Source organism: Amycolatopsis sp. NPDC051903, from assembly GCF_044452505.1.
Lineage (GTDB): Bacteria > Actinomycetota > Actinomycetes > Mycobacteriales > Pseudonocardiaceae > Amycolatopsis.
Window position 1 is genome coordinate 23,593 of record NZ_JBITBT010000034.1, and the last position, 25,381, is coordinate 48,973.

At 71.7% G+C, this 25,381-nt stretch carries 24 protein-coding genes; 3 read left to right on the top strand and 21 right to left on the bottom strand.

Features of this window, described 5'->3' with window-relative positions:
• Positions 1-141: 141 nt before the first annotated feature.
• The 6 genes from ACIA77_RS40940 to ACIA77_RS40965 are packed head-to-tail and all read right to left on the bottom strand — an operon-like array spanning position 142 to position 5,929.
• Positions 142-1,101, bottom strand: coding sequence for a PDR/VanB family oxidoreductase (locus ACIA77_RS40940; RefSeq protein ID WP_395891530.1), 960 nt, complete (start codon positions 1,099-1,101; stop codon positions 142-144).
• On the bottom strand, positions 1,098-2,243 hold the full coding sequence (locus ACIA77_RS40945) for a hypothetical protein (RefSeq protein ID WP_395891531.1): 1,146 nt from the start codon (positions 2,241-2,243) through the stop codon (positions 1,098-1,100). The genes ACIA77_RS40940 and ACIA77_RS40945 overlap by 4 nt, the downstream gene beginning before the upstream one ends.
• Positions 2,244-2,279: 36 nt before the next feature.
• Complete coding sequence (locus ACIA77_RS40950; protein WP_395891532.1) at positions 2,280-3,272, bottom strand: hypothetical protein; 993 nt, start codon at positions 3,270-3,272, stop codon at positions 2,280-2,282.
• Positions 3,269-3,460, bottom strand: a complete 192-nt coding sequence (locus tag ACIA77_RS40955; RefSeq protein ID WP_395891533.1) for a hypothetical protein — start codon at positions 3,458-3,460, stop codon at positions 3,269-3,271. The genes ACIA77_RS40950 and ACIA77_RS40955 overlap by 4 nt, the downstream gene beginning before the upstream one ends.
• Positions 3,461-3,487: 27 nt before the next feature.
• Complete coding sequence (locus tag ACIA77_RS40960; RefSeq protein WP_395891534.1) at positions 3,488-4,768, bottom strand: Rieske 2Fe-2S domain-containing protein; 1,281 nt, start codon at positions 4,766-4,768, stop codon at positions 3,488-3,490.
• 45 nt (positions 4,769-4,813) lie between these two features.
• Positions 4,814-5,929 (bottom strand): zinc-binding dehydrogenase, encoded by a 1,116-nt coding sequence (locus ACIA77_RS40965; protein WP_395891535.1) that lies wholly within the window; start codon positions 5,927-5,929, stop codon positions 4,814-4,816.
• Positions 5,930-6,031: 102 nt separating this feature from the next.
• On the opposite strand from ACIA77_RS40965, the gene ACIA77_RS40970 reads away from it, so the two are divergent.
• Entirely contained in the window at positions 6,032-6,727 is a 696-nt protein-coding gene (locus tag ACIA77_RS40970; protein ID WP_395891536.1) for an alpha/beta fold hydrolase, read from the top strand.
• A 54-nt stretch (positions 6,728-6,781) separates the two neighbouring features.
• On the top strand, positions 6,782-7,117 hold the full coding sequence (locus ACIA77_RS40975) for a muconolactone Delta-isomerase (RefSeq protein WP_395891537.1): 336 nt from the start codon (positions 6,782-6,784) through the stop codon (positions 7,115-7,117).
• A 133-nt stretch (positions 7,118-7,250) separates the two neighbouring features.
• Here ACIA77_RS40975 and ACIA77_RS40980 read toward each other — a convergent pair whose 3' ends face one another.
• The 12 genes from ACIA77_RS40980 to ACIA77_RS41035 all read right to left on the bottom strand — a co-directional run bounded on the left by ACIA77_RS40980 (position 7,251) and on the right by ACIA77_RS41035 (position 21,426).
• On the bottom strand, positions 7,251-7,832 hold the full coding sequence (locus ACIA77_RS40980) for a lactate utilization protein C (protein ID WP_395891538.1): 582 nt from the start codon (positions 7,830-7,832) through the stop codon (positions 7,251-7,253).
• Positions 7,833-7,857: 25 nt separating this feature from the next.
• Complete coding sequence (locus ACIA77_RS40985; protein WP_395891596.1) at positions 7,858-9,309, bottom strand: lactate utilization protein B; 1,452 nt, start codon at positions 9,307-9,309, stop codon at positions 7,858-7,860.
• Positions 9,310-9,326: 17 nt separating this feature from the next.
• Complete coding sequence (locus tag ACIA77_RS40990; protein ID WP_395891539.1) at positions 9,327-10,049, bottom strand: (Fe-S)-binding protein; 723 nt, start codon at positions 10,047-10,049, stop codon at positions 9,327-9,329.
• Positions 10,046-11,530, bottom strand: a complete 1,485-nt coding sequence (locus ACIA77_RS40995; protein WP_395891540.1) for a rhamnulokinase family protein — start codon at positions 11,528-11,530, stop codon at positions 10,046-10,048. The genes ACIA77_RS40990 and ACIA77_RS40995 overlap by 4 nt, the downstream gene beginning before the upstream one ends.
• Positions 11,530-12,981 carry an arabinose isomerase gene (locus ACIA77_RS41000; RefSeq protein WP_395891541.1) on the bottom strand — a complete coding sequence of 484 codons (1,452 nt, stop codon included), beginning with the start codon at positions 12,979-12,981 and terminating at the stop codon, positions 11,530-11,532. Before ACIA77_RS41000 ends, ACIA77_RS40995 begins: the two co-directional genes overlap by 1 nt.
• A 29-nt stretch (positions 12,982-13,010) precedes the next feature.
• Complete coding sequence (locus ACIA77_RS41005; RefSeq protein ID WP_395891542.1) at positions 13,011-15,041, bottom strand: bifunctional aldolase/short-chain dehydrogenase; 2,031 nt, start codon at positions 15,039-15,041, stop codon at positions 13,011-13,013.
• Positions 15,042-15,043: 2 nt separating this feature from the next.
• The gene (rhaI, locus tag ACIA77_RS41010; RefSeq protein ID WP_395891543.1) at positions 15,044-16,219 is read right to left on the bottom strand and encodes an L-rhamnose isomerase; all 1,176 of its coding nucleotides are present in this window, start codon (positions 16,217-16,219) and stop codon (positions 15,044-15,046) included.
• Positions 16,220-16,229: 10 nt separating this feature from the next.
• Positions 16,230-16,568 (bottom strand): L-rhamnose mutarotase, encoded by a 339-nt coding sequence (locus ACIA77_RS41015; RefSeq protein WP_395891544.1) that lies wholly within the window; start codon positions 16,566-16,568, stop codon positions 16,230-16,232.
• A 73-nt stretch (positions 16,569-16,641) separates the two neighbouring features.
• The gene (gene rhaS, locus ACIA77_RS41020; RefSeq protein WP_395891545.1) at positions 16,642-17,715 is read right to left on the bottom strand and encodes a rhamnose ABC transporter substrate-binding protein; all 1,074 of its coding nucleotides are present in this window, start codon (positions 17,713-17,715) and stop codon (positions 16,642-16,644) included.
• Between the two features lie 19 nt (positions 17,716-17,734).
• Complete coding sequence (locus ACIA77_RS41025; protein WP_395891546.1) at positions 17,735-18,784, bottom strand: ABC transporter permease; 1,050 nt, start codon at positions 18,782-18,784, stop codon at positions 17,735-17,737.
• Positions 18,777-19,820 (bottom strand): ABC transporter permease, encoded by a 1,044-nt coding sequence (locus tag ACIA77_RS41030; RefSeq protein ID WP_395891547.1) that lies wholly within the window; start codon positions 19,818-19,820, stop codon positions 18,777-18,779. Before ACIA77_RS41030 ends, ACIA77_RS41025 begins: the two co-directional genes overlap by 8 nt.
• Before the next feature lie 88 nt (positions 19,821-19,908).
• The gene (locus tag ACIA77_RS41035; protein WP_395891548.1) at positions 19,909-21,426 is read right to left on the bottom strand and encodes a sugar ABC transporter ATP-binding protein; all 1,518 of its coding nucleotides are present in this window, start codon (positions 21,424-21,426) and stop codon (positions 19,909-19,911) included.
• Positions 21,427-21,629: 203 nt separating this feature from the next.
• On the opposite strand from ACIA77_RS41035, the gene ACIA77_RS41040 reads away from it, so the two are divergent.
• The gene (locus ACIA77_RS41040) at positions 21,630-22,640 is read left to right on the top strand and encodes a LacI family DNA-binding transcriptional regulator (RefSeq protein ID WP_395891597.1); all 1,011 of its coding nucleotides are present in this window, start codon (positions 21,630-21,632) and stop codon (positions 22,638-22,640) included.
• Between the two features lie 169 nt (positions 22,641-22,809).
• Here ACIA77_RS41040 and ACIA77_RS41045 read toward each other — a convergent pair whose 3' ends face one another.
• Genes ACIA77_RS41045 through ACIA77_RS41055 form a run of 3 tightly spaced genes read right to left on the bottom strand, consistent with a single transcriptional unit; the run spans position 22,810 to position 25,381 of the window.
• Positions 22,810-23,493: an isochorismatase family protein gene (locus tag ACIA77_RS41045; RefSeq protein ID WP_395891549.1), complete on the bottom strand. Its 684-nt coding sequence runs from the start codon at positions 23,491-23,493 to the stop codon at positions 22,810-22,812.
• A gap of 29 nt (positions 23,494-23,522) precedes the next feature.
• On the bottom strand, positions 23,523-24,371 hold the full coding sequence (locus tag ACIA77_RS41050) for a VOC family protein (RefSeq protein WP_395891550.1): 849 nt from the start codon (positions 24,369-24,371) through the stop codon (positions 23,523-23,525).
• Positions 24,372-24,385: 14 nt separating this feature from the next.
• On the bottom strand, positions 24,386-25,381 hold the full coding sequence (locus ACIA77_RS41055) for an ornithine cyclodeaminase family protein (protein WP_395891551.1): 996 nt from the start codon (positions 25,379-25,381) through the stop codon (positions 24,386-24,388).

A 25,381-nucleotide genomic window follows, 5' to 3' on the forward strand; every position in this document is an offset into this window, starting at 1 on the left:
TGCTCCTCTTTCCGGTGGCGACCGCGATTCGCGGTGCGCCGGAGGGGGTGCCGGGCGTCGGGGCCGCGCCACCCGCGTACAGGAGGTTACGTGACGTCGGACAAGATAGCCAGAGATTTCGTTGACGAGATTGTTCGACAATCAGAGGTCGACGACGAGCTCCGGAGTAGCAGCACGGCTGCAGCACAGCGTCACCACGGAGCCCGAAGCCTTCTCCGCCGCTGTGAGGACGACGTCGCGGTGGTCCGGGGTCCCCGAAACGACACGCGCGACGCAGGTCCCGCAGACGCCCTGTTCGCACGCCGTCGGCACGAACACGCCCGCGCGGTCGAGGACCTGGGCCGGCGTTTCGGTGGCGCCGACCCGCACGGTCACCTTGCTGCGAGCGGCGGTGAGGGTGAACGGGCGGCCTTCGGTGTCGGCCTCGTGCTTGAAGTGCTCGACGCGGAACGCGTCCGCCGCGATCCCCGCGGCGAGCGCGCCCTTGCGCACGTACTCCATGAACGCCTCCGGCCCGCACACGTAGACCGTCGCGTTCGGACCCGCGGCGCGCAGCACGTCCTCGGGAGTGAAGGTGCTCCCGTCGGAGTCCGCGGCCACGTGCAGAGCTCCGGCCGGGACGAGCGCCGCCAGCTCGGTGGCGTACGCCGCCCGGTCGGGCGTGCGCACGCGGTAGTGGAACTCGAAGGACGCGCCCCGCGCGGCGAGCCGGCGCGCCATCGCCAGCAGCGGCGTCACGCCGATCCCGCCGGCGATCAGCACCGCGTGCGCGTCCTTCTCCCCCAGCTCGAAGGTGTTCTTCGGTTCGCTGACGAGGATCCGGTGCCCGGGCCGCAGCCGCTCGTGCACGAACCGGGACCCGCCGCGCGAGTCGTCGGTCTTGAGCACGGCGATTTTCGCCGGCTGAGCTCCGTCCGAAGCGGACAGCAGCGAGTACTGCCGGATCAGGCCGTTGGGCAGGTGCACGTCGACGTGCGCACCGGGCCCGTGGCCGGGCCACGGCGTGCCGTCGACCGGTCGCAGCTCGATCTCCAGCACCCCGTTCGCGACGACCCGCCGCGCGGCGACCTCGACCTCGACCGTGCCTTCGGGCGCGGTCACGAGGCCGTCCCGGCGGCCAGGCTGTCGGTGGCCAGCCGCACGACCTGGCGCGACGAGAGGGCCAGCAGCGGGTGCGCGCCGGCCTCGACGAGCGCGTCGAAACCCGGCTGCCGCAACGCTTCCTGGAAGCGCGCGGCCAGCCCGCTGGCCGTGATCACCGCTTCGGCGTCGCGCGCGTAGTCATCACGCAGGTCCTCTTCGACGATCAAGCGGTGCAGGAACCGGTTGAGCGGCAACGATTCCGGCTCGGGGAACTTGTAGTAGATGTAGTCCTCGCTGGTGAACTCGTACCCACCGTACTTCGGCACGGACGTCTCCCGGCTCGCCTCGTGGACGGTGCCCTCGGCGGGCTCGGGCAGGAACTGCACGACGCCCTGGCCGTGGTGGGCCAGCTCCTGGTAGGAGAGCAGGTGCCCGGGCAGCTCGCCGATGATGCCGAGCAGCACGAACCACGTGAGCAGCTCGCTCTCGCCGACCTCGTCGAGGTTCACCGGCGTGAGGTCGAGCAGCTCCTGGTAGCGCCCGGCCGCGGCCTCCTGCACGACCCACCGGTCGAACTCGTAGTTCGGCGCCAGGTACCTCGACGTGCCCGGGAAGTGCGACATCCCGCCGCTCGCGATGATCGCGATCCGCTCGTCGCGGGTGTCCAGGGCGCGGCCGATGGCCCGGCCCAGCTCGTAGCAGCGGCGCGGGCTGGGGATCGGCGGCAGGTAGGTGTTCACGAGCAGCGGCACCACCGGTGCGTCGGTCTGGCCGAGGATGTACTTGAACGGCGTGAGGAACGCGTGGCCCAGCACGGCTTCCTGGGAGTAGGTGACGTCGAAGCCGTCGGCGATCACCTTCTTCAGCAGGTCGACGGCGACCTCGGTGTGCACCTGCTTGCGCATCCGCTGTTCCATGTAGTGCGCCTCGCACTCCTGCGAGACCACCATCGTGAACGTCGGCACGGCTTCCAGCCAGAAGGTCTCCAGGTGGTCGAGACCGATGACCAGCACGGCGTCCGGCTGGGCCGCTTCGATGGCGGCGCCGAACGCCACCAGCGCGTCGGTGCTCTTGTCGAGCTTGTCGAGTTCCTCGTGCGCGGGCCGGCTCAGCAGCTGCGGCGCGTGGACGGCAGCAGCCGCGGCGACGATCTCAGCCATGGGCTCCTCCTTCGGGGTCGGTGGGTGGTGGGAGACCTACAGGTCCAGGGTCTGGGGCGCGAAGACCTCGTCGAGGGACACCTTGCGCACGGCGATGCCCTGCTCCGCGACGTACTGGGCGAGCCGCTCGAGCATCGGGCGGTTGGCCTCGATGCCGTACGGCGCCGGGTCGGTCGCGGCGAGCGCTTCGCCCGCCGCGGTGGTGGCGGGATCGAGCAACCGCCAGGGTTCGAGCGCGGTGCGGACGTCGGCGAGCACGGCCGCCTTGGCTTCGGCGAAGGCCGAGTACAGGTTGAGCACGAGCCACGGCAGCTCCTCGGCGAGCTCCCGGCGCACCGCGACGCAGTGCGTGGCGTGCAGCCCGGTGCCACCGGCGAGGTACCGCGCGCGTTCGGCTTCGGGGTCGAACAGCCGGCGCACCCGCAGCTCGGCCTCGCTGCGGTCCGGCGAACGGTCGACGAGGTTCTTCTCCGAGAGGTAGAGGAGCGAACCGGCCAGGAAGTCCTCGGCCAGCAGCAGCCCGATGTTCTCCTCCGGCGCCAGCACATCCACCCGCACACCCTCGGGCGGCCGGAAATCCGTCGCCGCGCCGTGGCTGTGGGCCGCGCCGCGCTCCATGTACCAGTGGACCTCGGCGGGGTCGACACCGAAGTCGTGCTGCAGCACGCCGCGGCTCCACACCGCGGACGTCTGCTGGTACTCCGGCACGCCGATCTTGCGGCCCCGCAGATCCGCCGGGGTTTCGACGCCCGAGCGCTCGCCGACCACGATCCCCAGGTGGCACAGCGTGCGGGTGGTGAACACGGGCAGCGCCACGAACCGCCGGTCGCCCAGCGAGGCGAGCCGGAAGCACGTCGACAGCGACGCCTCGAACACGTCGAACTCGGCGAAGTGCAGCTGGCGCCAGAACAACTCCGACGGGTGGTAGGACAGCAGCGTCGGCTCGACGCCGGCGATGCCCACGCGCCCGTCGAGCACCGGGCGCGTGAAGGTGTTGCCGGTGAGGGCGACGGTGAGCCGGCGCGTCATGCGCTCTCCCCCTGCCGGTTGAGGATGAGCAGCAGGTAGCCCGTGGTCGAGGAGTTGTAGATGATCGGCTGGATCCGGTCGAAGGTCCACCCGTCCGCCACGGCTGCGTTGAGCTCGCGCTCGAGTTCCTCGGACACGGCTTCGGGCGTGAGGCCGGTGGCGCGGATGGTCACGATCTTGTAGGTCATCGGTCGCTTTCCTGGGTCGGCGGCGGATCAGTACCAGGCGGTCTGCAGGTCCTTGGCGACCTCGCGCCAGGGGTCTCCTTCGGTCACGAGCAGGTCGGCCGCGCGGGTGCCGCGGTGGTCTTCGGGGTCGGCGCCCACCATCGGTTCCCCGCGCTCGGCGCGGTGGGTCGCGTCGAGCAGCAGCTTGCGCGCCGTGGAGATCGCCAGGTCGGTGCTGCCGAGCGCTTCCTTGCTGCGGTCGACGATCGGGCCCATGCCGGTCTGGATCGCGAAGTCCTGGGTGTTGACGCCCTCGATGCCGGTGAAGGTCCGCGTGCGCTGCACCTCGCGGTCGATCATGAAGTCGTTCTCCGGCTCCCGGATCAGCCAGTACGTGCCCGGCTTGAAGTCCGCGGGACCGCGGCCCATCTCCTCCTCGTGGTCGGCGAACCAGTTGTCCGGCATCGGCTGCTCGGGACGCGCGGAGTACGCGAAGTTGTAGATCGCGGTGGTGTGGTCGTCGATCGGCACCCAGATGTGGCCGTGCAGCGCCGGGTACTCCGCGTCTTCACCGCGCCCGTGCCAGCTGAGCAGCACGCTGCGGATCTGCATGAACGGCATGGCGAACTGGTAGACGCGCAGGTAGCGGCGGCCCCCGCCGATCCGGCGCAGGCTCGCGTAGGTGAAGCCGTGCGGCTGCAGGTCCACTTCGAGCTTCGGGTGCCGGTCCAGCGCTCGCAGCGACTTGGTGTTGGACAGGTCGTTGTTGTGCGCGAACGACGAGTGCGCGGTGTCGATGCCGCCCTCGATGGCCTGCAGGAAGTTGCACGCCTCGTTGGTCTTGGAGACCCCGCGGTGCGTTTCGGGCGCGCGCAGCCATTCGTAGTCCGGCGGCTCCGGCATCGTGTCGACGGGACCCAGATACGTCCAGACGATCCCGCCCGCTTCGTACACCGGGTAGGCCTTGATGCCCGCGCGGAACCGCAGCCGCGCACCGGGTTCCTCCGACGGCGTGTCGAGGCAGTTGCCGTTCACGTCGAACTTCCAGCCGTGGTACACGCAGCGCAGGCCGCACTCTTCGTTGCGGCCGAAGAACAACGGCGCGCGCCGGTGCGAGCAGTACGCGTCGAGCAGGCCGACTTCACCGTTGGAGTCGCGGAACGCCACCAGGTCCTCGCCGAGCAGCCGCACGCGCACGGGTGGGCAGTCGGGTTGCGGGACCTCTTCGGACAGCACCGCCGGGATCCAGTACCGGCGGAAGACCTGCCCCATGGGTGCGTCACCCTCCACGCGGGTGAGCCGTTCGTTCTGTTCACGCGTGATGCGCATCTTGCCTCCGAACTGGTCAGACTGCGGGCTTGTGTGCTGCGCGTTTCAATGCTGGGGCGCGACCGTGACGGTCGCGTGGATGACGTCGGCGACGGGCCCCGCACCACCGGTGGAGAGGATGGCGTCGGCGACCCGGTCGTAGGGCACGGTCATCGTCGCGAGTGGACGGACGAGAGCGAGTTCGTCCTGCAGGATGCCGAGGGCGGACTCGACCGCGTCGAAACTGTGGCCGCGCATGCCGACCGCCGTCACGCACTTGCGGGAGAGCACACCGAGGTCGACCCCGTCCTGCGGCTTCCGCTCGCGCACGGGCAGCACCAGGCGGCCCGACTTCCGCAGCATCGCCACGGCGTCGTTGAAGACCGCGGCGGTGCCGGCCGCGGTGTTCACGACGATGTCGGCCCCTTCTCCTCCGGTGGCCGCGAGCACTTGCGACACCAGGTCGGGACCGCTGACGAGGGTGTGCGTAGCGCCGAGCGACCGGGCCGCGTCGAGACGCGCGCCGTCGCGTTCGAGGCCGACCGCGACGATCACCGACGCGCCGGCCACGCGCGAAGCCAGCACGCAGCCGAGACCCTGCTGGCCGGGGCCGATCACGACGATCGCCGACCCCGGACCGACGCCGCCGTGGCGGTAGGCCCACTCGTACCCGTTGGCCACCGGCAGCGCCATCGTCGCGACGTCCGGGGGCAGCCCGTCCGGCACGCGGTGCAGGACCGTGCGCGGGTGCAGGTACTGCAGTTCGCTGAAACCACCCCACAGACCCGGGGCCACGGTCAGCGGCGTGGTGCCGTACCGCAGCGCGCCGGGCGTCGCGTCCGGGTCGGATTCCAGGCACCACCGGTACTCCGAGGACCGGCAGAACCGGCAGTGTCCACAAGGGAGGTACTCCTCCAGCAGCACGCGGTCCCCCGGCGCCACACCCCACCTGGCCACCGCGGACGCCGTCGCCTCCGCGATCACCCCCACGGTCTCGTGCCCCATCACGCGGGCCGGCTCGTCGGCGCGGTCGAAGGAGACCGCGTCGGACCCGCAGATCCCCACCGCCTCGACGGCGAGCAGGCCGTCGCCGTCGGACAGGTCCGGGACCGGCAGCTCGCGAAACTCCACGCGGCGGCGGCCGGTCGTCACCGCGGCCCGGGTCAGACGCTCTTTCGGCACTGAAGGTGTCCTTCCCTCATCGCTGATCTGGTTGTACTTTATTGTTAACAATCCTGTCGCGCAATCAGCGCTGAGATGTAGTTCGGATAACGAAGGGGCGGGATGAGCACCTACGTACTGATTCACGGGGCCTGGCACGGCGGCTGGTGCTGGCAGCGCGTGACCGCGGAACTCGAGCGCCACGGGCACCGGGTCTTCGCACCGACCCTCACGGGGATCAGCGACCGGCGGCACCTGATCTCCCCGGACGTCGGGCTCGACACCCACGCCGAGGACGTCGCCGGGCTGCTCGAGGCGTGGGACCTGACCGACGTGGTGCTGGTGGGGCACAGCTACGCGGGGCAGGTCGTCACCGAGGTCGCGGCGCGCAGCCGCGCCCGGGTCGGGCACGCGGTGTACCTCGACGCGTTCGTGGCCGACGCCGGCGAGCGCGCGATCGACCTGCTGCCCGAGCACGTCGCCGGGCACTACCGCGAATCGGTCGACGGCCCCGGCTTCGGCTGGCTCATCCCGCCGCGTTCCCTGCAGGTACTGGGCGTGACCGAGCAGGCCGACCTGGACTGGCTCACGCCGCGCCTGTCACCGCACCCGTGGAAGACCTACCTGGACCCGGTCAGCGCCGCGCTGCCCGGCGACCTGCCCGCGACCTACCTCGACTGCACGGACTGGATGGCCGTGTTCGCGCCCTACGCCCAGCGGGCCCGCGACCGCGGCTACCCCGTCCACGAGCTCGCCACCGGCCACGAGGCGATGGTCACGGCGCCGGCCGACCTCGCGGACGCGTTGCGGCGCGTCTGAGGTTCCCCGTCCGTCCACTTCAGATACCGAACCCGACAGAACAGGGAGAACCCCATGGAATTCCTGGTCCGAACGACCACCGGCTTCCCACCACACCTGACGGCGGAGCACCTGGCCGACCTGCGGGCGCAGGAGCGCGCCCTGGCGATGCGCCTGCGCGCCGAGGGCGTGCTGAAGAAGCTCTGGCGCCTGCCGGGCAAACCCGGCACGCTCGGCCTCTACGACACGCGCGACGCCACGCACCTGCACGAGGTGCTGACGTCGCTGCCGTTGTTCCCCTACCTCACGGTCGAAGTCGAGGCTCTTGCGACGCATCCGCAGGAACTGCTGCCGGAGGTGCGCAACGGCGGGGCGGCACCGGTGGAAGTGAACGGCGCCGCCCGGGCCTGACGGTTCTCGGCCGGGGGGGGGGGCGGGGGGGGGGCGCGGGGTTGGTGCGTGCGGCCGGGGGGCGGCGGGCGGGGGGGGGGGGGGGGGGGCCGCGGGGGCGCGCCCCCCCCCCCCCCCGCGCCGGGTCCGGTGCTCAGGGTTCGACGAGGACCACGTGGAGGTTGCGGGGCCCGTGCACGCCCTCGACCCGGTTGAGTTCGATGTCGCTCGTGGCGCTGGGTCCGCTGATCCACGTCTGGGGGCGGGCCGGGTCCAGGAGCTCGATCGCGTCGGGGACGCCGGGGACGATGCGCGTGGTGGGCAGGACGCAGACGTGGGTGTCGGGCACGAGCGTCAGGGCGCGGCGGCCCTGGCCGGGGCCGTGGTCCAGGACGAGGGTGCCCGTGCGCGCGATGCCGACGGCCGCGGTGGTGACGACGGCGTCGACCGTGTCCAGGTCGTCGGCGTCGGGCACGCCGTCGACGGGGTACGGGAAGCCGTCCGGGACGAGAACGGAGCGGGCGGGGCCGAGGGTCGTCCGGACGACGGCCGGGACGTCGGCCGGCGCGCAACGCGTGAGGGTGGCGCGGTAGTCCACGACGCGGGCGGCGAAGAGGTCGACGACGCCGGCCGGGGCGGGTACCGCGCGGTAGCCGCGCGGGACCGCGGTGTCGGCGCGGTCGGCGGAGGCGAGGGCGGAGCGGACGGCTCCGAGGATGTCGTCACGGGCGGTCATCGGAGATCGGCTCCCGGGGTGGTGGTCATCGGCGGCCCTCCCGGCGCCACCACGTGCGGAACGACTCCGGCGGTGGTGCGGGCAGGTCCCGGGCACTGGTCCACAGCGACGCCGGCCACGGCAGCCGGCCCAGCGATCGGCGGCCACCCGGCAGCACGCTGCGGCCGAGGCGGGTGGTGACGCGCCCGACCCAGCCGAGACCGCGTTCCGCGAGGCCCAGGCGGCGCGCGTCGGCGAGGACCCACGAAGCGGATTTCATGGCCAGCGCCTCGGCTTTCGGGGTGCCGGTGCGGTGGGCGTCGACGACCTTCGAACGCAGGTGGACCAGGACTTCGGGGATGTCGATGCGCACGGGGCAGGCTTCGAAACACGCGCCGCACAGGCTCGAGGCGTACGGCAGGGAGTCGGTCTGTTCGTCGACGCCCACGCCCTTCAGCAAGGGGTTCAGGATGGCGCCGATGGGCCCCGGGTACACCGAGCCGTAGGCGTGGCCGCCGGTGCGTTCGTAGACGGGGCAGACGTTGAGGCAGGCCGAACAGCGGATGCAGCGCAAGGCCTGGCGCCCGATCTCGTCGGCCAGCGCCCGGGTGCGCCCGTTGTCCAGCAGCACCACGTGCATCTCCTGCGGCCCGTCGCCGGGGGTGAGGCCGGACCACGTCGAGGTGTAGGGGTTCATGCGCTCGCCCGTGCTGGAGCGCGGGAGCAGCTGCAGGAACACGTCGAGATCGGCCCACGTGGGCACGATCTTCTCGATGCCCACCACCGACACCAGCACCTCGGGCAGCGTCAGGCACATCCGCCCGTTGCCCTCGGACTCGACGACCACCAGGGTGCCGCTCTCGGCCACCGCGAAGTTCGCGCCCGAAACGGCCATCTTGGCCCGCAGGAACTTCTCCCGCAGGTGCAGCCGCGCGGCGCCGGCGAGTTCGGCCGGATCGTCGGTGAGTCCCTCGGGCGCGGGACGGCCGGCCGCGGCCATCTCACGGCGGAAGATCTCCCGGATCTCCGCGCGGTTGCGGTGGATCGCGGGCACGAGGATGTGGCTGGGCAGGTCGTCGCCGAGCTGCACGATCAGCTCCGCGAGGTCGGTCTCCCACGCGGTGATGCCCCGCTCGGCGAGCGCCTCGTTGAGCTCGATCTCCTGCGTGGCCATCGATTTGACCTTCACGACCTCGTCGACGCCGTGGCCCTGCGCGATGCCGGCGACGATGTCGCACGCCTCGGCCGCGTCGCGCGCCCAGTGCACGGTCGCGCCGTGCGCCTGCAGCGCCGCTTCCAGCGTGAGCAGGTGCTCGTCGAGGCGGCGCAGGGTGTTGTCCTTGATCGCCGCACCGGCCAGGCGCAGCTCTTCCCACTCCTCGACCTCGCCGACGACGGTCGCGCGCTTGGCGCGGATCGTGCCGGTGGCGTGGGCGAGGTTGCGCCGCAGCTGGGTGTCCGCGAGCGCCTCCCGGGCCGCGGCGGGAAACGCCGGCATGCCGACGAACGTGGCGCTCACGCGTCCTCCTCGGTCGAAGCCAGCACGTCGGCCAGGTGCAGCACGCGCACACCCGACCGCTGCCGCGACAGCACGCCGCCGATGTGCAGCAGACACGAATTGTCCCCCGCCACCAGCACTTCCGCGCCGGTGTCGCGCACGTGGCGGGCCTTGTCCGCCCCCATGGCGGTGGACGTCTCGGCGTTCTTCACCGCGAACGTCCCGCCGAACCCGCAGCACTCGTCGGCCGCGGGCAGCTCCACCAGGTCGATGCCCCGTACGGCACGCAGCAGCTGCAACGGCTTGTCGCCGACGCCGAGCATGCGCAGCGAGTGGCACGTCGGGTGGTAGGTGACGCGGTGCGGGAAGTAGGCGTTCACGTCGGTCACCCCGAGCACGTCCACGAGGAACTCGCTCAGCTCGTACACCTTCGGCCCCTGCGCCAGCCGCGGCTCCCCCGCGCGCCGCGCGACGAGCCCGTGCTGGTGGCGCGCCGACCCCGCGCACGATCCCGACGGCGTGACCACCGCGTCGTACCCGGCGAACGCGTCCGCGAACGCCCGCACCACCGGCACCGCCTCGTCGAGGTAGCCGGTGTTGACCATCGGCTGCCCGCAGCACGTCTGCGCCTCGGGGAAGTCCGCGTCGACGCCCAAGCGCCGCAGCAGGCGGAACACAGCTTTGCCGGTGTCGGGGAACATCGAGTCGTTGATGCAGGTCACCAGCACCGCGACCTTCACGCGCGCACCTCCGCTGGCTCGTCTCGAAACCGGGTCAGCCGCGCCTCGGCCGCCGCCCAGTCGCCGCCCGACGGTTCGTAGCGCTTCAGCGGCTGCGTCTCGCGGACCAGCCTACGCATGGCCGCGAGATCGGGCAGGTCGGCGCCCAGCGCCCGCGCCTGCACGAGGACGTTGCCCAGCGCGGCCGCCTCGACGGGCCCGGCCAGCACGGGGACGCCGCACGCGTCCGCGGTCAGCTGGCACAGCAGCTCGTTGCGCGTCCCGCCGCCGACGACGTGCACGACGTCGACCGTCCGCCCGGTCAGCTCGGCGGCCTGCCGCACGGCCCGGCGGTACGCGAGGGCGAGACTGTCCACAATGCACCGGACCAGTCCGCCGCGGGTCTCCGGCGGCCGCTGGCCCGTGCGCCGGCACGCCGCCGCGAGCCGCGCCGGCATGTCCCCCGGCGGCAGGAACTCGGGCGCGTCGATGTCCACCACCGCCGACAGCGCGGGTGCCGCGGCCGCCTCGGCGAGCACCTCGGCGAGGTCCACGTGCTGACCGTGCGCGGCCCACGTGCGCACCGTCTCCGTGAGCACCCACAGGCCCATCACGTTGCGCAGGAACCGGATCGTGCCGTCCACTCCGGACTCGTTGGTGAAGTTCGCGGCCAGCGCCGCGTCTCCCAGCTCCGGCTCGGGCAGCTCCAGCCCGACGAGCGACCACGTGCCCGACGAGATGTACGCGAAGTTCTCGCCGCTTGCGGCGGGCACCGCCACGACGGCCGACGCGGTGTCGTGCGACCCGACGGCGACGACCGGTACCGCCCCCGCACCGAGCTCGTCGGCCAGCTCCGGCCGCAGCACCCCGACGCGGTCCCCCGGCTCGCGCAGCGGCGGCAGCAGCCGCGCGGGAATGCCCGCTCGCTCGGCGAGACCGGCCGCCCAGGTCCGCGAGCGCACGTCGTAGAGCTGCGTGGTCGACGCGTTGGTGCGCTCGGCCCCGACGGACCCGGTGAGCCAGTAGCTCAGCAGGTCCGGGATCAGCAGCATCGTCTCGGCCGCCGCGAGCCGGTCCCCTTCGGACACGAGCTGGTAGAGCGTGTTGAACGGCAGCTCCTGCAAACCGGTGACGGAGAACAGCTCCCGCGCCGGGATCGTCCGGTGCACGCGTTCGGCCACCCCGTCGGTGCGGGCGTCGCGGTAGTGCACGGGGTTGCCGAGCAGCGCGCCGCGCGCGTCGAGCAGCCCGTAGTCGACGGCCCACGAGTCGATGCCGATCCCCGCGAGGTCCCCGGCTTCCTGGATCCCGCGGAGCACCTCGCGGTAGAGCCCGAGCACGTCCCAGTGCAAGGTCGAGCCGGCACCGGCGGCGACGCGCACGCCGCCGTTGGGGAAGCGGCGCACCTCTTCGAGGTCGAGCCGCCGGCGCCCCGTGGTCCCGACGGTCCCGGCCATCACACGGCCGCTGGTGGCCCCGAGGTCGACGGCGGCCAGCCGCATCACACGTCCACCACGGTCAGCCCGAGCCCGAGCAGGTCGGCGACCGCCCGCAGCTCGGCGACGCGGTGCCCGGTGCCCAGCGCCCAGTGGTGGTTCACGCCCGTGGCCGACCACGCGTCGGTCCACTCGCCCGGGTCGCAGCCGAAGTCCACCCGCGACGTCGTGTTCCCGATCCGCAGCAACGGCCCGGGCACGACCTCACCCTCCGACGCGACGAGCACGAACGTGCCGTCGCGCTGCTGGCCGAGCCCGCACAGCGTCACCGGGCCGTGCTGCACGTCGAATTCGACGGACACGCCCCAGCCGCGCTTGCCGTGGTAGACACCGAGCCCGCGCAGCAGCGGTTTGCGCGCGCTGATCGCGAGGTGCGCCGGGCCGTCGTGGCCCATCTCCACGACGTTGTCGCGGAAGTTCAGCGCTTGCAGTTCGGTGAACGAGCCGCCGGCGCCGAGGCGGTCCAGCAGCAGCATCGCCAGCGACGCCCGCAGCTCGTACTCGCCGACTGCCGGCACCCCTCGAGCCGTCAGCAGCGAAGCGCCGAGGATGAACCCGGCGCCGACCCGTTCGTGCGTTTCCCCGTCGAGCCCGCGGTGGTAGTACGCCAGGGAGTCGAGCTCGAAGTCCTCGACGAGCCGGTCGAGGGCGACCGAAACCTTCGCGCCCCAGGCGAAGTCCTCCTCGACGACCGAACTGTCCACAGTGAACACTTCCCGGGCCAGCGCCATCCGGGCGCTCGTCTGGGCGTCGGTGACCTGTTCGACGCGCACGCGCAGGTCGTCGATCTCCAGGATCTCGACGTGCCCGCCGAGCTGCGCCGACACCAGCGTCGGGTCGGTGGAGACGTCCATCATGCCCGGGTACAGGTGGCCGAGCAGGCCGTGGCGCCCGTGCCGGAACGCCGCGCGCACCCCGGCCGCCTTGATCCAGCGCGAGATCTTCGTCCAGGCCCGCTCGTCCTCCAAGTAACCGGACACCGAGCGGAACTCGACGCCGACGCGGCGGAACGCGTTGGCCATCTCCGGCAGCGGGCAGGCACCGCAGTAGGCCAGCCACGCGCCGGTGTCGAACGTGGCGTGGTCCATCGCCTCGGTGGGCTGCAGGTTGATCAGCAGCACCGGCGAGCCGCTGCGCTGCGCGATCGGCGCCAGCATGCTGGAGGTCAGGTAGGTCGTGAGGAACCCGATGATGAGGTCGCAGTCGGCTTGCCGCAGCGTCTCCGCCGCGACCGCGCCTTCCTGCGCGTCGGAGATGAAGCCGACGTCGACGACCTCGCAGTCCATGCCCGACAGCCGCTCGGCGACCCGCCGGGCCGAGGCCTGCAGCTGCGGCAGCAGCTCGGGGAACTGCGGCCAGTACGCGCCGAGCCCGCCGGCGACGAGGCCGACGCGGGTGCGGCGCGGGGTGATGCGGTCCAGGCCCGGGGAGGCGGGCCGCGCGAGCGTGTCGGTCATGATCTCCTCTTCTGCCTTGCGGAATGCACTCAGCGGAGGAACGCCGCCGCGACCCCGGCGTCGACGGGGACGTGCAGGCCCGTGGTGTGGGTGAGGTCGCCGCCGGTGAGGGCGAACACCGCAGCGGCGACGTGCTCGGGCAGCACCTCGCGCTTGAGGATGGTGCGCTGGGCGTAGAACTCGCCGAGCTTCTCCTCGGGCACGCCGTAGACCGCGGCCCGCTGCGCGCCCCAGCCGCCGGCGAAGATGCCGGAGCCGCGGACGACGCCGTCGGGGTTGATGCCGTTGACGCGGATGCCGTGCTCGCCGAGTTCGGCCGCGAGCAGCCGGACCTGGTGGGCCTGGTCGGCCTTGGCCGCACCGTAGGCGACGTTGTTCGGGCCGGCGAACACCGAGTTCTTCGACGAGATGTAGACGACGTCGCCGCCGAGGCCCTGGGCGATCATCGCCTTCGCCGCGGCCTGCGACACCAGGAACGAACCCTTGGCCATCACGTCGTGCTGCAGGTCCCAGTCGCGTTCACTGGTCTCCAGCAACGGCTTCGAGATCGACAGCCCGGCGTTGTTCACCACCAGGTCGATACCGCCGAACGCCAGCGCGGTGGCGTCGACAGCCGCCGCGACGGCCGCGGGGTCGGTGACGTTCGCGGTGACCGCGACGGCCTTGTCCGGGCCGCCGATGCCCTTCGCGACCTCCTCGGCCGCTTCGGCGTCGAGGTCCGCGATCGCGACGCAGGCGCCCTCAGCCGCCAGTCGTTCGGCGATGGCACGGCCGATGCCGGAGGCGGCTCCGGTGACCAGCGCGATGCGCCCGGCCAGCGGCTTCGGCTTGGGCATCCGCTTGAGCTTGGCCTCCTCCAGCGCCCAGTACTCGATCCGGAACTTCTCGCTCTCGGGGATCGGGGCGTAGGTGGAGACGGCCTCCGCGCCGCGCATCACGTTGATCGCGTTGACGTAGAACTCGCCCGCCACCCGCGCGGTCTGCTTGTCCTTGCCGAAGGAGAACATCCCGACGCCCGGGACCAGCACGATCGCCGGGTCGGCCCCGCGCATCGCCGGCGAGTCCGGCGTGGCGTAGCGCTCGTAGTAGGCGCGGTAGGACTCGCGGTACTCCGCGTGCAGTTCCCGCAGCCGCCCGACGACGTCCGCCAGCGGCGCCGTCGCGGGCAGGTCCACGACGAGCGGGCGCACCTTGGTCCGCAGGAAGTGGTCGGGGCACGACGTGCCCAGCGCGGCCAGCGGCGCGAGCTTCTCGCGGGACAGGAACTCCAGCACCACGTCGGAGTCGGTGAAGTGCCCGACCTGCCGCTGGTCCGTGGACGCGAGCCCGCGGATCACCGGTGCCAGCGCGGCGGCGCGCACGTGCCGCTCGGGCTCGGGCAACGGCTCGAAGCCCCGGACGGCGGCACCGAACGGCTCGGCCTTGCCGCGCTCGGCCAGGAACTTCTCCGCGGTGCGGATGATGTCCAGCGAGTTCGTCCGGCACTCCTCGGAGGTGGCGCCCCATGCGGTGATGCCGTGGCCGCCGAGGATCACGCCGATCGCCTGCGGGTTGGCCGCCTTCACCGCCGCGATGTCCAGGCCCAGCTGGAACCCCGGCCGCCGCCAGTCGACCCACGCCACGCGGTCGCCGAAGCACTCCTTCGTCAGCGCCGCGCCGTCGGCCGCGGTCGCGAGCGCGATGCCCGAATCCGGGTGCAGGTGGTCCACGTGCGCCGCTTCGACCAAGCCGTGCATGGCCGTGTCGATCGACGGCGCCGCGCCCCCGCGGCCGTGCAGGCAGTAGTCGAACGCCGCGACCATCTCGTCTTCGCGCTCGACACCGGGGTAGACGTCGACGAGCGCGCGCAGCCGGTCCAGCCGCAGCACGGCCAGCCCGGCCTCGGTCAGCGTGCCGAGGTCGCCGCCGGAGCCCTTGACCCACAGCAGTTCCACCGGTTTGGCCGTGACGGGGTCGGTCACCTCCCCCTTGGCGGAGGTGTTGCCGCCGGCGTAGTTCGTGTTCCGCGGATCGGCGCCCAGCGCGTTGCTGCGGGCGATCAGCTCCTCGGGCACGGTCATGCTCATGCTCCCCATCCGGCCTGCTGCCCGTCGGCGCGCTCGGCCTCGATCTTCTGCTGGTACCCGCTGCGGTGGTAGGCGGCGACCGGGTCGGGGTCGAGGCCCGCGTCTTCGCGGACCTCGGCCAGGATCGGCCGCACGTCGGTGTTGTACGCGTCCATCAGCGCGGCGTTCGCGCCGAGCACGTCACCGGCCTGCTGGGCGGCGCGCAACGCGTCCCGGTCCACGAGCAGCGCCTTCGCCGTGGCCTCCTGCACGTTCATCACCGACCGGATGATCGCCGGGATCTTCGCCTCGATGTTGTGGCACTGGTCGAGCATGAAGTTGATGCCGTACGCCGGGTCGAGCGCGCCACCGCGGACGATCTCGTTCATGATCCGGAACAGCTGGAACGGATCCGCCGCCCCGGCCATCAGATCATCGTCGGCGTAGAAGCGCGAGTTGAAGTCGAACGCGCCCAGCTTGCCGGCCCGCAGCAGGAACGCCACGATGAACTCGATGTTCGTGCCCGGCGCGTGGTGCCCGGTGTCGATGCACACCGTGGCCTTCTCCCCCAGCTCCACACAGTGCGCGTAGGAGGTGCCCCAGTCCGGCACATCCGTGGCGTAGAACGCGGGCTCGAAGAACTTGTACTCCAGCAGCATCCGCTGGTCCTCGCCCAGCCGGTCGTACGCCTCGCGCAACGCCGCGGCCAGCCGGTCCTGGCGATCGCGCAGGTCGTCCTGACCCGGGTAGTTGAGCCCGTCGGAGAACCACAGCTTCAGATCGCGCGAACCCGTGACGTCCATGATGGAGATCGCCTCGAGCAGGTGATCGGTCGCCTTGCGCCGGATCGCCGGATCCGGGTTGGTCACCGAGCCGAGCTTGTAGTCCTCGTCCTGGAACACGTTGGTGTTGATGGCGCCGATCGTCACGCCGAGGTCTTCGGCGTAGGCACGCAGGGCGCGGAAGTCGTCGACGCGGTCCCACGGGATGTGCAGGGCCACGCTCGGCGCGACACCGGTGAAGTGGTGCACCGTCGCCGCGTCGGCGATCTTCTCCTCGGCGGTGCGGGGCACCCCCTTCTGCGGGAAGACCTTGAAGCGGGTGCCGGAGTTCGCGAAGGCCCACGAGGGCGTCTCGATCCGCTGCGCCCGCAGCGCGGATTTCACGGAAGTGAGGTCGGGCAACTCGATCACGTCTTTCCCCTCAGGCGCTCGCGCGCTCGTCGTCCAGATGAAAAACCTCGGTGAGCAAGGCAAACCCCTCATCGGGCGCGCCACCGCCGAGACCGGTGAAGAACGGCGCCATCTCCGCCTGCCAGCGCGCGTTCACCTCGGTTTCGGCCATCGCCGCCTGCGCGGCGGCCAGGTCGTCGGCCTCGACGTACCCGATCAGCAGGCCGTCCCCGCGCAGGAACAGCGAATAGTTGCGCCAGCCGGTCTCGCGCAGGGCCGCCCGCATCTCCGGCCACACCGCGCGGTGGCGTTCGGCGTACTCCGCGATCTTCTCGGGCCGGACCTGGAGCTGGAAGCAGTAACGCGCCACGATCTCCGTCCTCAGTGGACTCGATGGACTCGGCGGGAGCCGGCCGGGCACGGGGCCCGGCCGGCCGCCCCGCTCAGAAGTTGTACTTGTCGATGTTGCCGGCATTGAACACGGTCGGCGGGCCGAGCACGATCTCGCCGTCGGCGCCGATCGTGTACTCACCGAGCTTGCCCGCCTTGAACTTCTGGCCCTGCGCGCCGGTGATCTGGCCGGAGCTCAGCGCCACGCCCGCGTACGCGGCGAGGTAACCGATGTCGGCCGGGTTCCAGAGCGCGAACTCCTTCACCGTGCCGTCCTTGACGAACGCGCGCATCTGGTTGGGCGTACCCAGGCCGGTGATGGCGACCTTGCCCTTGTAGCTGGAGGTGCTCACGTAGCGCGCCGCGGCCGCGATGCCGACCGTGGTCGGCGACACGATCACCTTGAGGTTCGGGAACGACTGCAGCAGGCCCTGGGCCTCCTGGAACGACTTCTGGTCGTCGTCGTTGCCGTAGGCGATCTTGTCGACCTTGAGCTTCGAGTACTCCGGCTTCTTGAGCTCCTCCTGCATCACGGCGATCCACGCGTTCTGGTTGGTGGCGTTGGGCGTCGCGGACAGGATCGCGATCTCACCGGAGCCACCGGCCAGCTCGCTGGCCATCTTGACCAGCTGCTCGCCGATGCCCTGCGTGGTGGCCTGGTTGATGAACACGTCGCGGCAGTTCTTGGCCGCGTCCGAGTCGAACGCGACGACCTTGATGCCGGCGCTGCGCGCCTGGTTGAGCGACGGGCACACCGCGTTCGGGTCGTTGGCGGCGATGCCGATCACGTCCTGCTGCTGCTGGATCAGCGTGTTGATGTAGCTGACCTGCGAGGACGCGCTGGCGTCGTTCGGGCCGACCAGTTTGTACTCGCCCTTGAGCTCGTCCAGCGCGGTCTTGCCGCCGCCGACCTCGATGTCGCTGTAGGGGTTGTTGAGCTGCTTGGGCAGGAACGCCATCTTGACGCCCGTCTTGCTGGGGGCGTCCGGGTTCGCCGACGCGGTGGACGCAGCCGGGCCGGAGCCCGCGCTGTCGTTCTTCGTGGTGCCGCCGCACGCGGTCAGGCTCAGGACGAGCCCGGCCGCGCTCACGACCGACACGAGACCGGTGAGGGTTCGTCGGGACATCTTCGTCACCTTTCTGGGGTTACTGCCCGGCACCGGCGAGAGCTCCGGGTTCGGGGGACGGGGATCGGCGCCTTCGCCGCTGCAGCGCGGCGCGGGCGGAGGAGATGACGTTGGGCAGCAGGACCGAGATGATCAGCAGCACGCCGGTCACGATGTTGAGCGCTTCGTTGGACACGTCCTGCAGCCGCAGCGCGTTCTGCAGCGTGGCGAGCAGGACGACGCCGCCGAGCACACCGGGCAGCGTGCCCTTGCCGCCGAAGATCGAGACGCCGCCGAGCAGCACCGCGGCGACCACGGCGAGCTCGAGGCCGAAGCCGTTGTCCGCGCGGGCGCTGGAGTAGCGCAGCGTCCACAGGACCCCGGCGAGGCCCGCGACCGCGCCGCTGACGACGTAGAGCCAGAACTTCAGCCGGCCCGTGCGGACGCCGGCGAAGCGCGCGGCCTGGTCGCTGGCACCGGCCGCGAACACCCCGCGCCCGATCGGCGTCGCGTGCAGCACGACCCCGAACACGATCGCCAGCACGATCAGGGGGAGCAGGACGTTCGGGATCGGGCCGCCGCCGAGCGTCCCGGTGACCCACGTGGTGTAGGAGCCCGGGAAGTCGGCCACCGCGCTGTCGCCGAGGACCACGAAGGCGAGCCCGCGGTAGAGCGCCATCGTGCCGATCGTGACGGCCAGCGACGGCAGCTTCAGTACCGTGACGAAGAAGCCGTTGACGGCGCCCAGCACCGCGCCGAGCACGATGCACAGCGGGATGATCGACTCGATGGTGAGCCCCGAGTTCCACAGCGAGCCCATCACCGCCGAGGTCAGCCCGAGCGTGCTCGCCACCGACAGGTCGATCTCGCCGGTGACGATGATGAACGTCATCGGCAGCGCCATCAGTGCGATCGGCAGCAGGTCCAGGAGCAGGAACGTGTAGTTGCGGCTCGTGCCGAAGTTCTCGACGGCGCCGGAGGAGACGAGCAGGACCACCACCGCGATCACGATGACGGCGACGTCCCAGCTCGCGAGCCGGTCGAGCCACGCCGGCCGGCGGTGCGCCCGGGGCACGGGGGTGTCAGACATGGGAATCCCTCTTCTTCAGTGCCTTCGCGACGCGGACCGCGACCAGCCGATCGGCGCCGATGGCGAGCAGGATCAAGGCGCCGACGATCGCCTGCTGCCAGAACTGGTTGATGTCCAGCACGGCCAGCGCGCTGCCGATCACCGTCAGCAGGAGCGCGCCGAGGCTCGCGCCCCACACCGTGCCGCTGCCGCCGAACACCGCGACCCCGCCCACGACCGCGGCGGCGACCACGTTGAGCTCGTAACCCGTGCCGGCCGCGGCGTCGACCGTGCCGAACCGCGCGGCGAACAGCACGCCCGCCAGGCCCGCCAGCGCACCGCTCACGAGGAACGCGATGGTGGTGTTGCGCCCGACCTTGATGCCGGCGAGCTGCGCGGCCTGCGGGCTCGAGCCCATCGCGTACAGCTCCCGGCCGCCGCGGTAGTTGCGCAGCACCACCCCGGCGACCACGATCACCAGCACCGCGATGAGCACCAGCCACGGCACGCCCAGCACCGACGAATCGCCGAAGTCGAGGAACGAGGGCGGCAGCTTGTCCGCGTTGATCTGCTGTCCGCCGGCCCAGAAGTAGGTCGCGCCGCGGAACGCGTAGAGCGTGCCCAGCGTGACGACCAGCGCCGGCACGCGGCCGAACCGGACCACCGCGCCGTTGACCAGCCCGCACACCGCGCCGAGCGCCAGTCCCGCGAGCAGCGCCACGATCACCGGCAGCCCGGGGTTGTCGCGCAACAGCGTCCCCACCGCGAACGCGCACAGCCCCAGCACCGAGCCCACGGACAGGTCGATGTTGCGCGTGATCATCACGACCGCCTGCCCCACGGCCAGCACCGCGAGGATCGCCGTGCCGAGCAGGATGTCGCGGATGCTCTGGCCCGACAGGAACCGCGAGTTCTGCGTCGCGGTGAACACCACCAGCACCACGAGCGCGAGCACGATGCCCGACTCGCGCGCCTTGAACACGGTCCCGAACACCGACCGCCCCTCCCGCGCGTTGACCTGCCGGGGCGGCGGGGCCGCCACCTTCGTCGCGTTCACGCCGCCTCCTTTTCGGACGCGCCGAGGCGCGGCAGCAGCATCGCGTCGGCGAGCGTGGTGCTCGATGATTCGGACCTGCAAGCAGTCCTCATGCCGCCGCTCCCTGTCCCATCGCCGCGAACATCACCGAGTTCTCGTCGGCCTCGGCCCGCGGGATCTCCGCCACGATCCGGCCCTCACGCATCACCAGCACGCGATCGGCCATGCCGAGCACCTCCGGCAGCTCCGAGGACACCATCACCACCGCGACCCCTTCGGCCGCGAGCGCCGACATGAGCCGGTGCACCTCCGCTTTCGTGCCGACGTCGATGCCGCGCGTCGGCTCGTCCACGATCAGCACCTTCGGCGCCATCGCGAGCCACTTGGCGAGCACGACCTTCTGCTGGTTGCCGCCCGAGAGCGTGCCGACCGCGTCGCCGAGGCGCCCGTACTTCGTGCGCAGCCGCTCCGTCCAGCGCAGCGCCTCCCGGCGTTCGCCCGGCCCGAGCAGCAGGCCGAGCTTCGACAACGCGCGCGCCCGCGGCAGCGTCACGTTGCGCTCGATCGACAGCTCCATCACCAGGCCCTGCTGGCGCCGGTCCTCCGGCACGAGCGCCATCCCGGCCGACATCGCCGCGCGCGGCGAGTGCGGCTTGAGCTTCTTCCCGTTGACCCGCACGACACCCGCGTCGCGTTCGTCCACTCCGAACACCGCCTGGACCACTTCGGACCGGCCCGAGCCGACGAGCCCGGCGAACGCGACGATCTCCCCGGCCCGCACCTCGAAGGAGATGTCCCGGAAGACGCCTTCGCGCGCCAGACCGTCCACTTCGAGCACCACTGCGCCCGGTTCCACGTCCTGCTTGGGGAACAGCGCCTCCAGGTCGCGCCCGACCATCCGGCGCACCATCTCGTCGACCGTGACGTCCTCGATCGCGTCGGTGGAGACGTGCTTGCCGTCGCGCATGATCGTCACGCGCTGGCACAGGTCGGTGATCTCCTCGAAGCGGTGGGAGATGAACATGATCGCCGCGCCCTCGTCGCGCAGCGCCCGCGCCACGGAGAAGAGCCGCTCGACCTCCACCAGGCTCAGCGCCGCGGTCGGCTCGTCCATCACGAGCACCCGCGCGTCGGAGCTGAGCGCCTTGGCGATCTCGACGATCTGCTGGTCGGCGATCGACAGCCCGCGCGCCGGGCGGTTCGGATCGATGCGCACGCCGAGCCGGGCGAAGAGGCGCTCGGCCTCCTCCCGGATCGCCGACCGGTCGATCATCCCCAGCCGGCCGCGCGGGTGGCGGCCCATCACGATGTTCTCGGCGACGGTCAGGTCGGGGAAGAGCGTGGGTTCCTGGTAGATCACGGCGATCCCCGCGGCCTTCGCGTCGGCCGGCGAGGAGAACTCGACCTCCCGGCCCTCCAGCAGCAGCGTCCCCGTGTCGGGGCGGTGCACACCGGCCAGCATCTTGACGATCGTGGACTTGCCCGCACCGTTCTCGCCGACCAAAGCGTGGGCCTCGCCGGCGTAGAGCGGGAACGAAACGCCCGCGACCGCCGCGACCGCGCCGAACGACTTCGAGACCCCGCGGACCTCGAGCAGTGGCACTCGGTCGCGCTCTTGCCGCGTCATCGCGACCTCCGGGATTGAAAGGTTTCACAAACCTGGCGCGGCGACGCTACTATGCGCTAGAACGAAAAGTCAATGACGCAGCGAGCAACGATGAAGGGGCCGTTTTTCAGGCGACGTTGCGTGATTGTCACGTTTCAACCAAGGATGGGTGCCGGGTGGAAGACGCGAACCAGGTGGCGGGGCCCGCGACCCGGGCGGCGGGGATCAAGGACGTCGCCGCGGCCGCGGGCGTATCGCTGGGCACGGTGTCCAACGTGCTCAACCGCCCGCACCGCGTGAGCCCGAAGACGCGGGCGAAGGTCGAAGCCGCGATGATCAAGCTCAACTTCGTGCGCAACGAGTCCGCGCGGCAGTTGCGCGCCGGCAGCAGCCGCGTGCTCGCGTACGTGGTGCTGGACGGCCGCAACCCGTTCTTCACCGACGTCGCCGCGGGCATGGAAGACGTCGCCGCCGAGGACGACCTGGCCCTGTTCGTGTGCAACAGCGCGAACCTCGCCGAGCGCGAGAGCGCCTACCTCAGCCGGCTCGAACAGCAACGCGTGCAAGGGGTGTTGATCACCCCCGTCGACCCCGACTCCCCCGCACTCGAGGAGTTCACCCGCCGCGGCACGCCCCTGGTCATCGTCGACCGCCGGCGCCACGACGACAGCCACTGCTCCGTCGCCGTCGACGACGTCCGCGGCGGCGAGATCGCCGTGCGCCACCTCATCGAGCAAGGCCACGAGCGCATCGCGTTCGTCGGTGGCCGGGTGACGCTCGGCCAGGTCCGCGACCGCCGCGAGGGCGCGCTACGCGCCCTGGCCGGCGCCGGGCTCGGCCCGGACCACCTGGTGGACCTCGCCACGCCCCAGCTGACCGTGGAGGACGGGAGCAACGCGGGCCAGCGCCTGGCGGGCCTCCCGTCGGCCACGCGCCCGACCGCCGCGTTCTGCGTCAACGACCTCGTGGCGCTCGGCCTGCTGCGCAGCTGCGCGGCCCTGCACATCCGCGTGCCCGACGACCTCGCCATCGTCGGCTACGACGACATCGAGTTCGCCGCGGCCGCCACGGTGCCCCTCACGTCGGTCCGCCAGCCCCGCCACCGCCTCGGCCGCACGGCGGCGGAGCTGCTGATCCAGGAGACGTCGGATCCCGGGCACGTGCACCAGCAGGTCACCTACCTCCCGGAACTGGTGGTGCGGGCCTCGACGCTGCGAACCGCGCCCGATCACTGAGTCCTTTGTGGACTTCTCCGGCGAAACCCCTGCCGGGTAAGGGCGAGTGAACCCTCTTCTTGCCGGCGCTCACCTTCTCCCCCTTCCGGGCCGGGCGAACGCTGATCGGAAGGCGCCCGTCCGGTTGCCGCCGGGCGGAGGCCTTCCCCGTTCCGAACGGGCGCCGTGTTCAGCCGGCGAGCGTGGTGAGTTCCGCGGTGGTCAGCACGTCCGCGTACTTGGCGTTCATCTCGAACAGGTTCACGCCGTGGCTCAGGCGCGCGCGGTCGAAGCAGGCGTCCTCGACGACGAACACCGGCCAGCCGTGGGAGTGGCCGTCGACGACGGTGGCGCGGACGCAGCCGGACGTGGTGGCGCCGGCGACGACGAGGGAATCGGCCCCGAGCCGGATGAGGTGGGCCGCCAGCGAGGTGTCGAAGAACGCGCTGGCCTTGGGTTTGGCGAGCACCAGCGCGCCGTCGGGCGGCGCGATCTCGTCCGGGATCTCCTGGGCGCCCGGCCGGTCCATGGGTGAGCCCATGGCCGACAGCTCGCCCTTCACCGTGCCGCCGAACCGCGCGGCCGCGCCGACCTGGGCCGTCGTGTAGACCAGCGGCCACCCCCGGGTGGTCGCCAGGTCGACGACGTGGCGCAGGTACGGCATGGCCGTCCAGGCGTTCGGGCCGCAGCTCGTAGGCCACCGCGCGGTGGACTCGTCGAGCGTTTCGCCTTCCTCGCCCGTGAACGCGCGGGTCACGTCGACGACCAGGACGACGGGGCGCTGCCCGAGCGGGCGCCGGTCACCGCCGTGCTGACGGTGGTAGGCGCGGGCTTCCTCGCCGTCGAACAGCTGCGACCACCACGGTGCGGTCATGGCTCTCCCTTCTCACAGTCCACGGTGGACTAGCCGAACAGGAACGAGTCCGGGGGCGCCGGGCCCCACTTGTTCATGGTGCGGGGCCGGTCGCTCAGCTGCCACCGCGGCGGTTCGTAGTGGTTCTCGTCGTGGATGTGCTCCATGTCCGTGAACAGCTCGAACCGCAGCCCGGACGTCGGGTCCACGACGTAGATGAAGATGTTGTTGCCGGGCCCGTGCCGGCCGGGACCGTACTCGACCGAGTAACCGGTCTCGGCGAGGTGGTCGCAGATCTCGCGGTAGGCGTCCCAGCCGGGCAACTGGAAGCCCAGGTGGTGGATCGCCGGCCCCTCGCCTTCACGCAGGCCCAGGTTGTGGTGCTCGGACCCGAAGCGCAGGAACGCGAACTCCTTGCCGATCTGCTCGGACTTCTTGGCGCCGAAGGCCCGTTGCCAGAACTCGTCGACGGTGAGGACCCCGGGCAGCTTGAAGTTGATGTGCCCGAGGCGGCGCGGCGTGTTCTGCGCCGCGGGCTGCGGCCACTTCTCCGGCTCGGGCACGCGCAGCAGGAGCGGGGTGCCCGCCGGGTCGGCCGTGCGCAGACCGGTGTCGTCGCGGGTCCACGGGTGCTCGAGGCCGTCGAGGTTCGCCGCGACGGCGTCGAGCGAACCGGGCTCGACGTCGGCGGTGATCTGCCGCAGCTTCGTCGCGCTGCCTTCGACGAGCCCGAGCCCCGGGCGGCCCGGCGCGTTGTACTCGCCGCGCGGCACGAACCAGTCGACGTCGTCGCGCCGCTCGTGCGCGAACCGCAGCCCGGTGGTGAGGAATTCGGTGGACGCGCCGGGATCGGGCACCTCGACGAGCGCGTGCGCGAACCGGATGACGTGTCGGGTCATGGTTTCTCCGTTCTTCACGCCTCGGCGCGCGCGGGCCGAGGGGGTGCTTCACTGGGCTTGAGCGCGGCGAGTTCGCCCAGCTCGCGGCCACGGCCGCCGGCGGAGGCGGCGTCGATCACCGCGGCGGCGAGCGCGAGGTCCTGCAGCGCGGTGCCCACGGACTTGAACACCCGCAACCCGGTGGCGTCGGCCAGGACGCCGGTCGCCGCCGCCATGGGCACGATCTGTTCTTCCGCCAGCACCCCGGCGTCGAGCGCCGCCCGCACGTCGCCGGATTCGGCGAGCACCCCCGGCACTGAGTCGGCCAGCACGCGCGAGGCGCGGGCGAACGCGCGCTCGTCCAGCTCGCGCAGATCCGGTCGCGTAGAGCCGATCGACAGCACGACCGCGCCCGGCGCGAACGCGGCCCCGTCGACGACCGGCCGGCTGTCCTTGGTGGCCAGGCACACCAGTTCCGCGCCGGCCACCGCCGCTTCCGGGCTGTCGGCCGGGACCACCTCGATGCCCAGGGACTCGCTCGTGGTGGCCGCGAACTTCGCGCGCCGGCCGGCGTCGCGGCTGTAGACGGACACCTCGGCCAGCGGGAAGCGCTTCGCGAGGCTCTGCAGGTGCCCGGTCGCCTCGAACCCCGTGCCCAGCAGGCCGAGCCGCACCGGTTCGGCGCCGTCGAGCAACAGCTCGGCCGCGATCGTGGTGGTGGCGGAGGTGCGCAGGCGTGTGATCTCGTCGGCGTCGAGGATCGCCAGCACGTCGCCGTCGGTGAGGTCGTAAACGGTGAGCAGGTAGCGGTTGCCGACGCCGCGGGTCATCGACATCGTTTTCATCCCGCCGATCCCGCGGAACCGGCCGGGCATCACGCGCAGGAACCCGCGGGGCGTGGGCATGTCGGTGCGCGCGACCGCCAACGTCTCGCCGTCCGCCTCGGCCTGCACGGCGTCGCGGGCCGCGGCGAGCGCCACGTCGCCGGTGACGAGCGCGCGCACGTCGCCGGCCGTGAAGTGCAGTGTCAT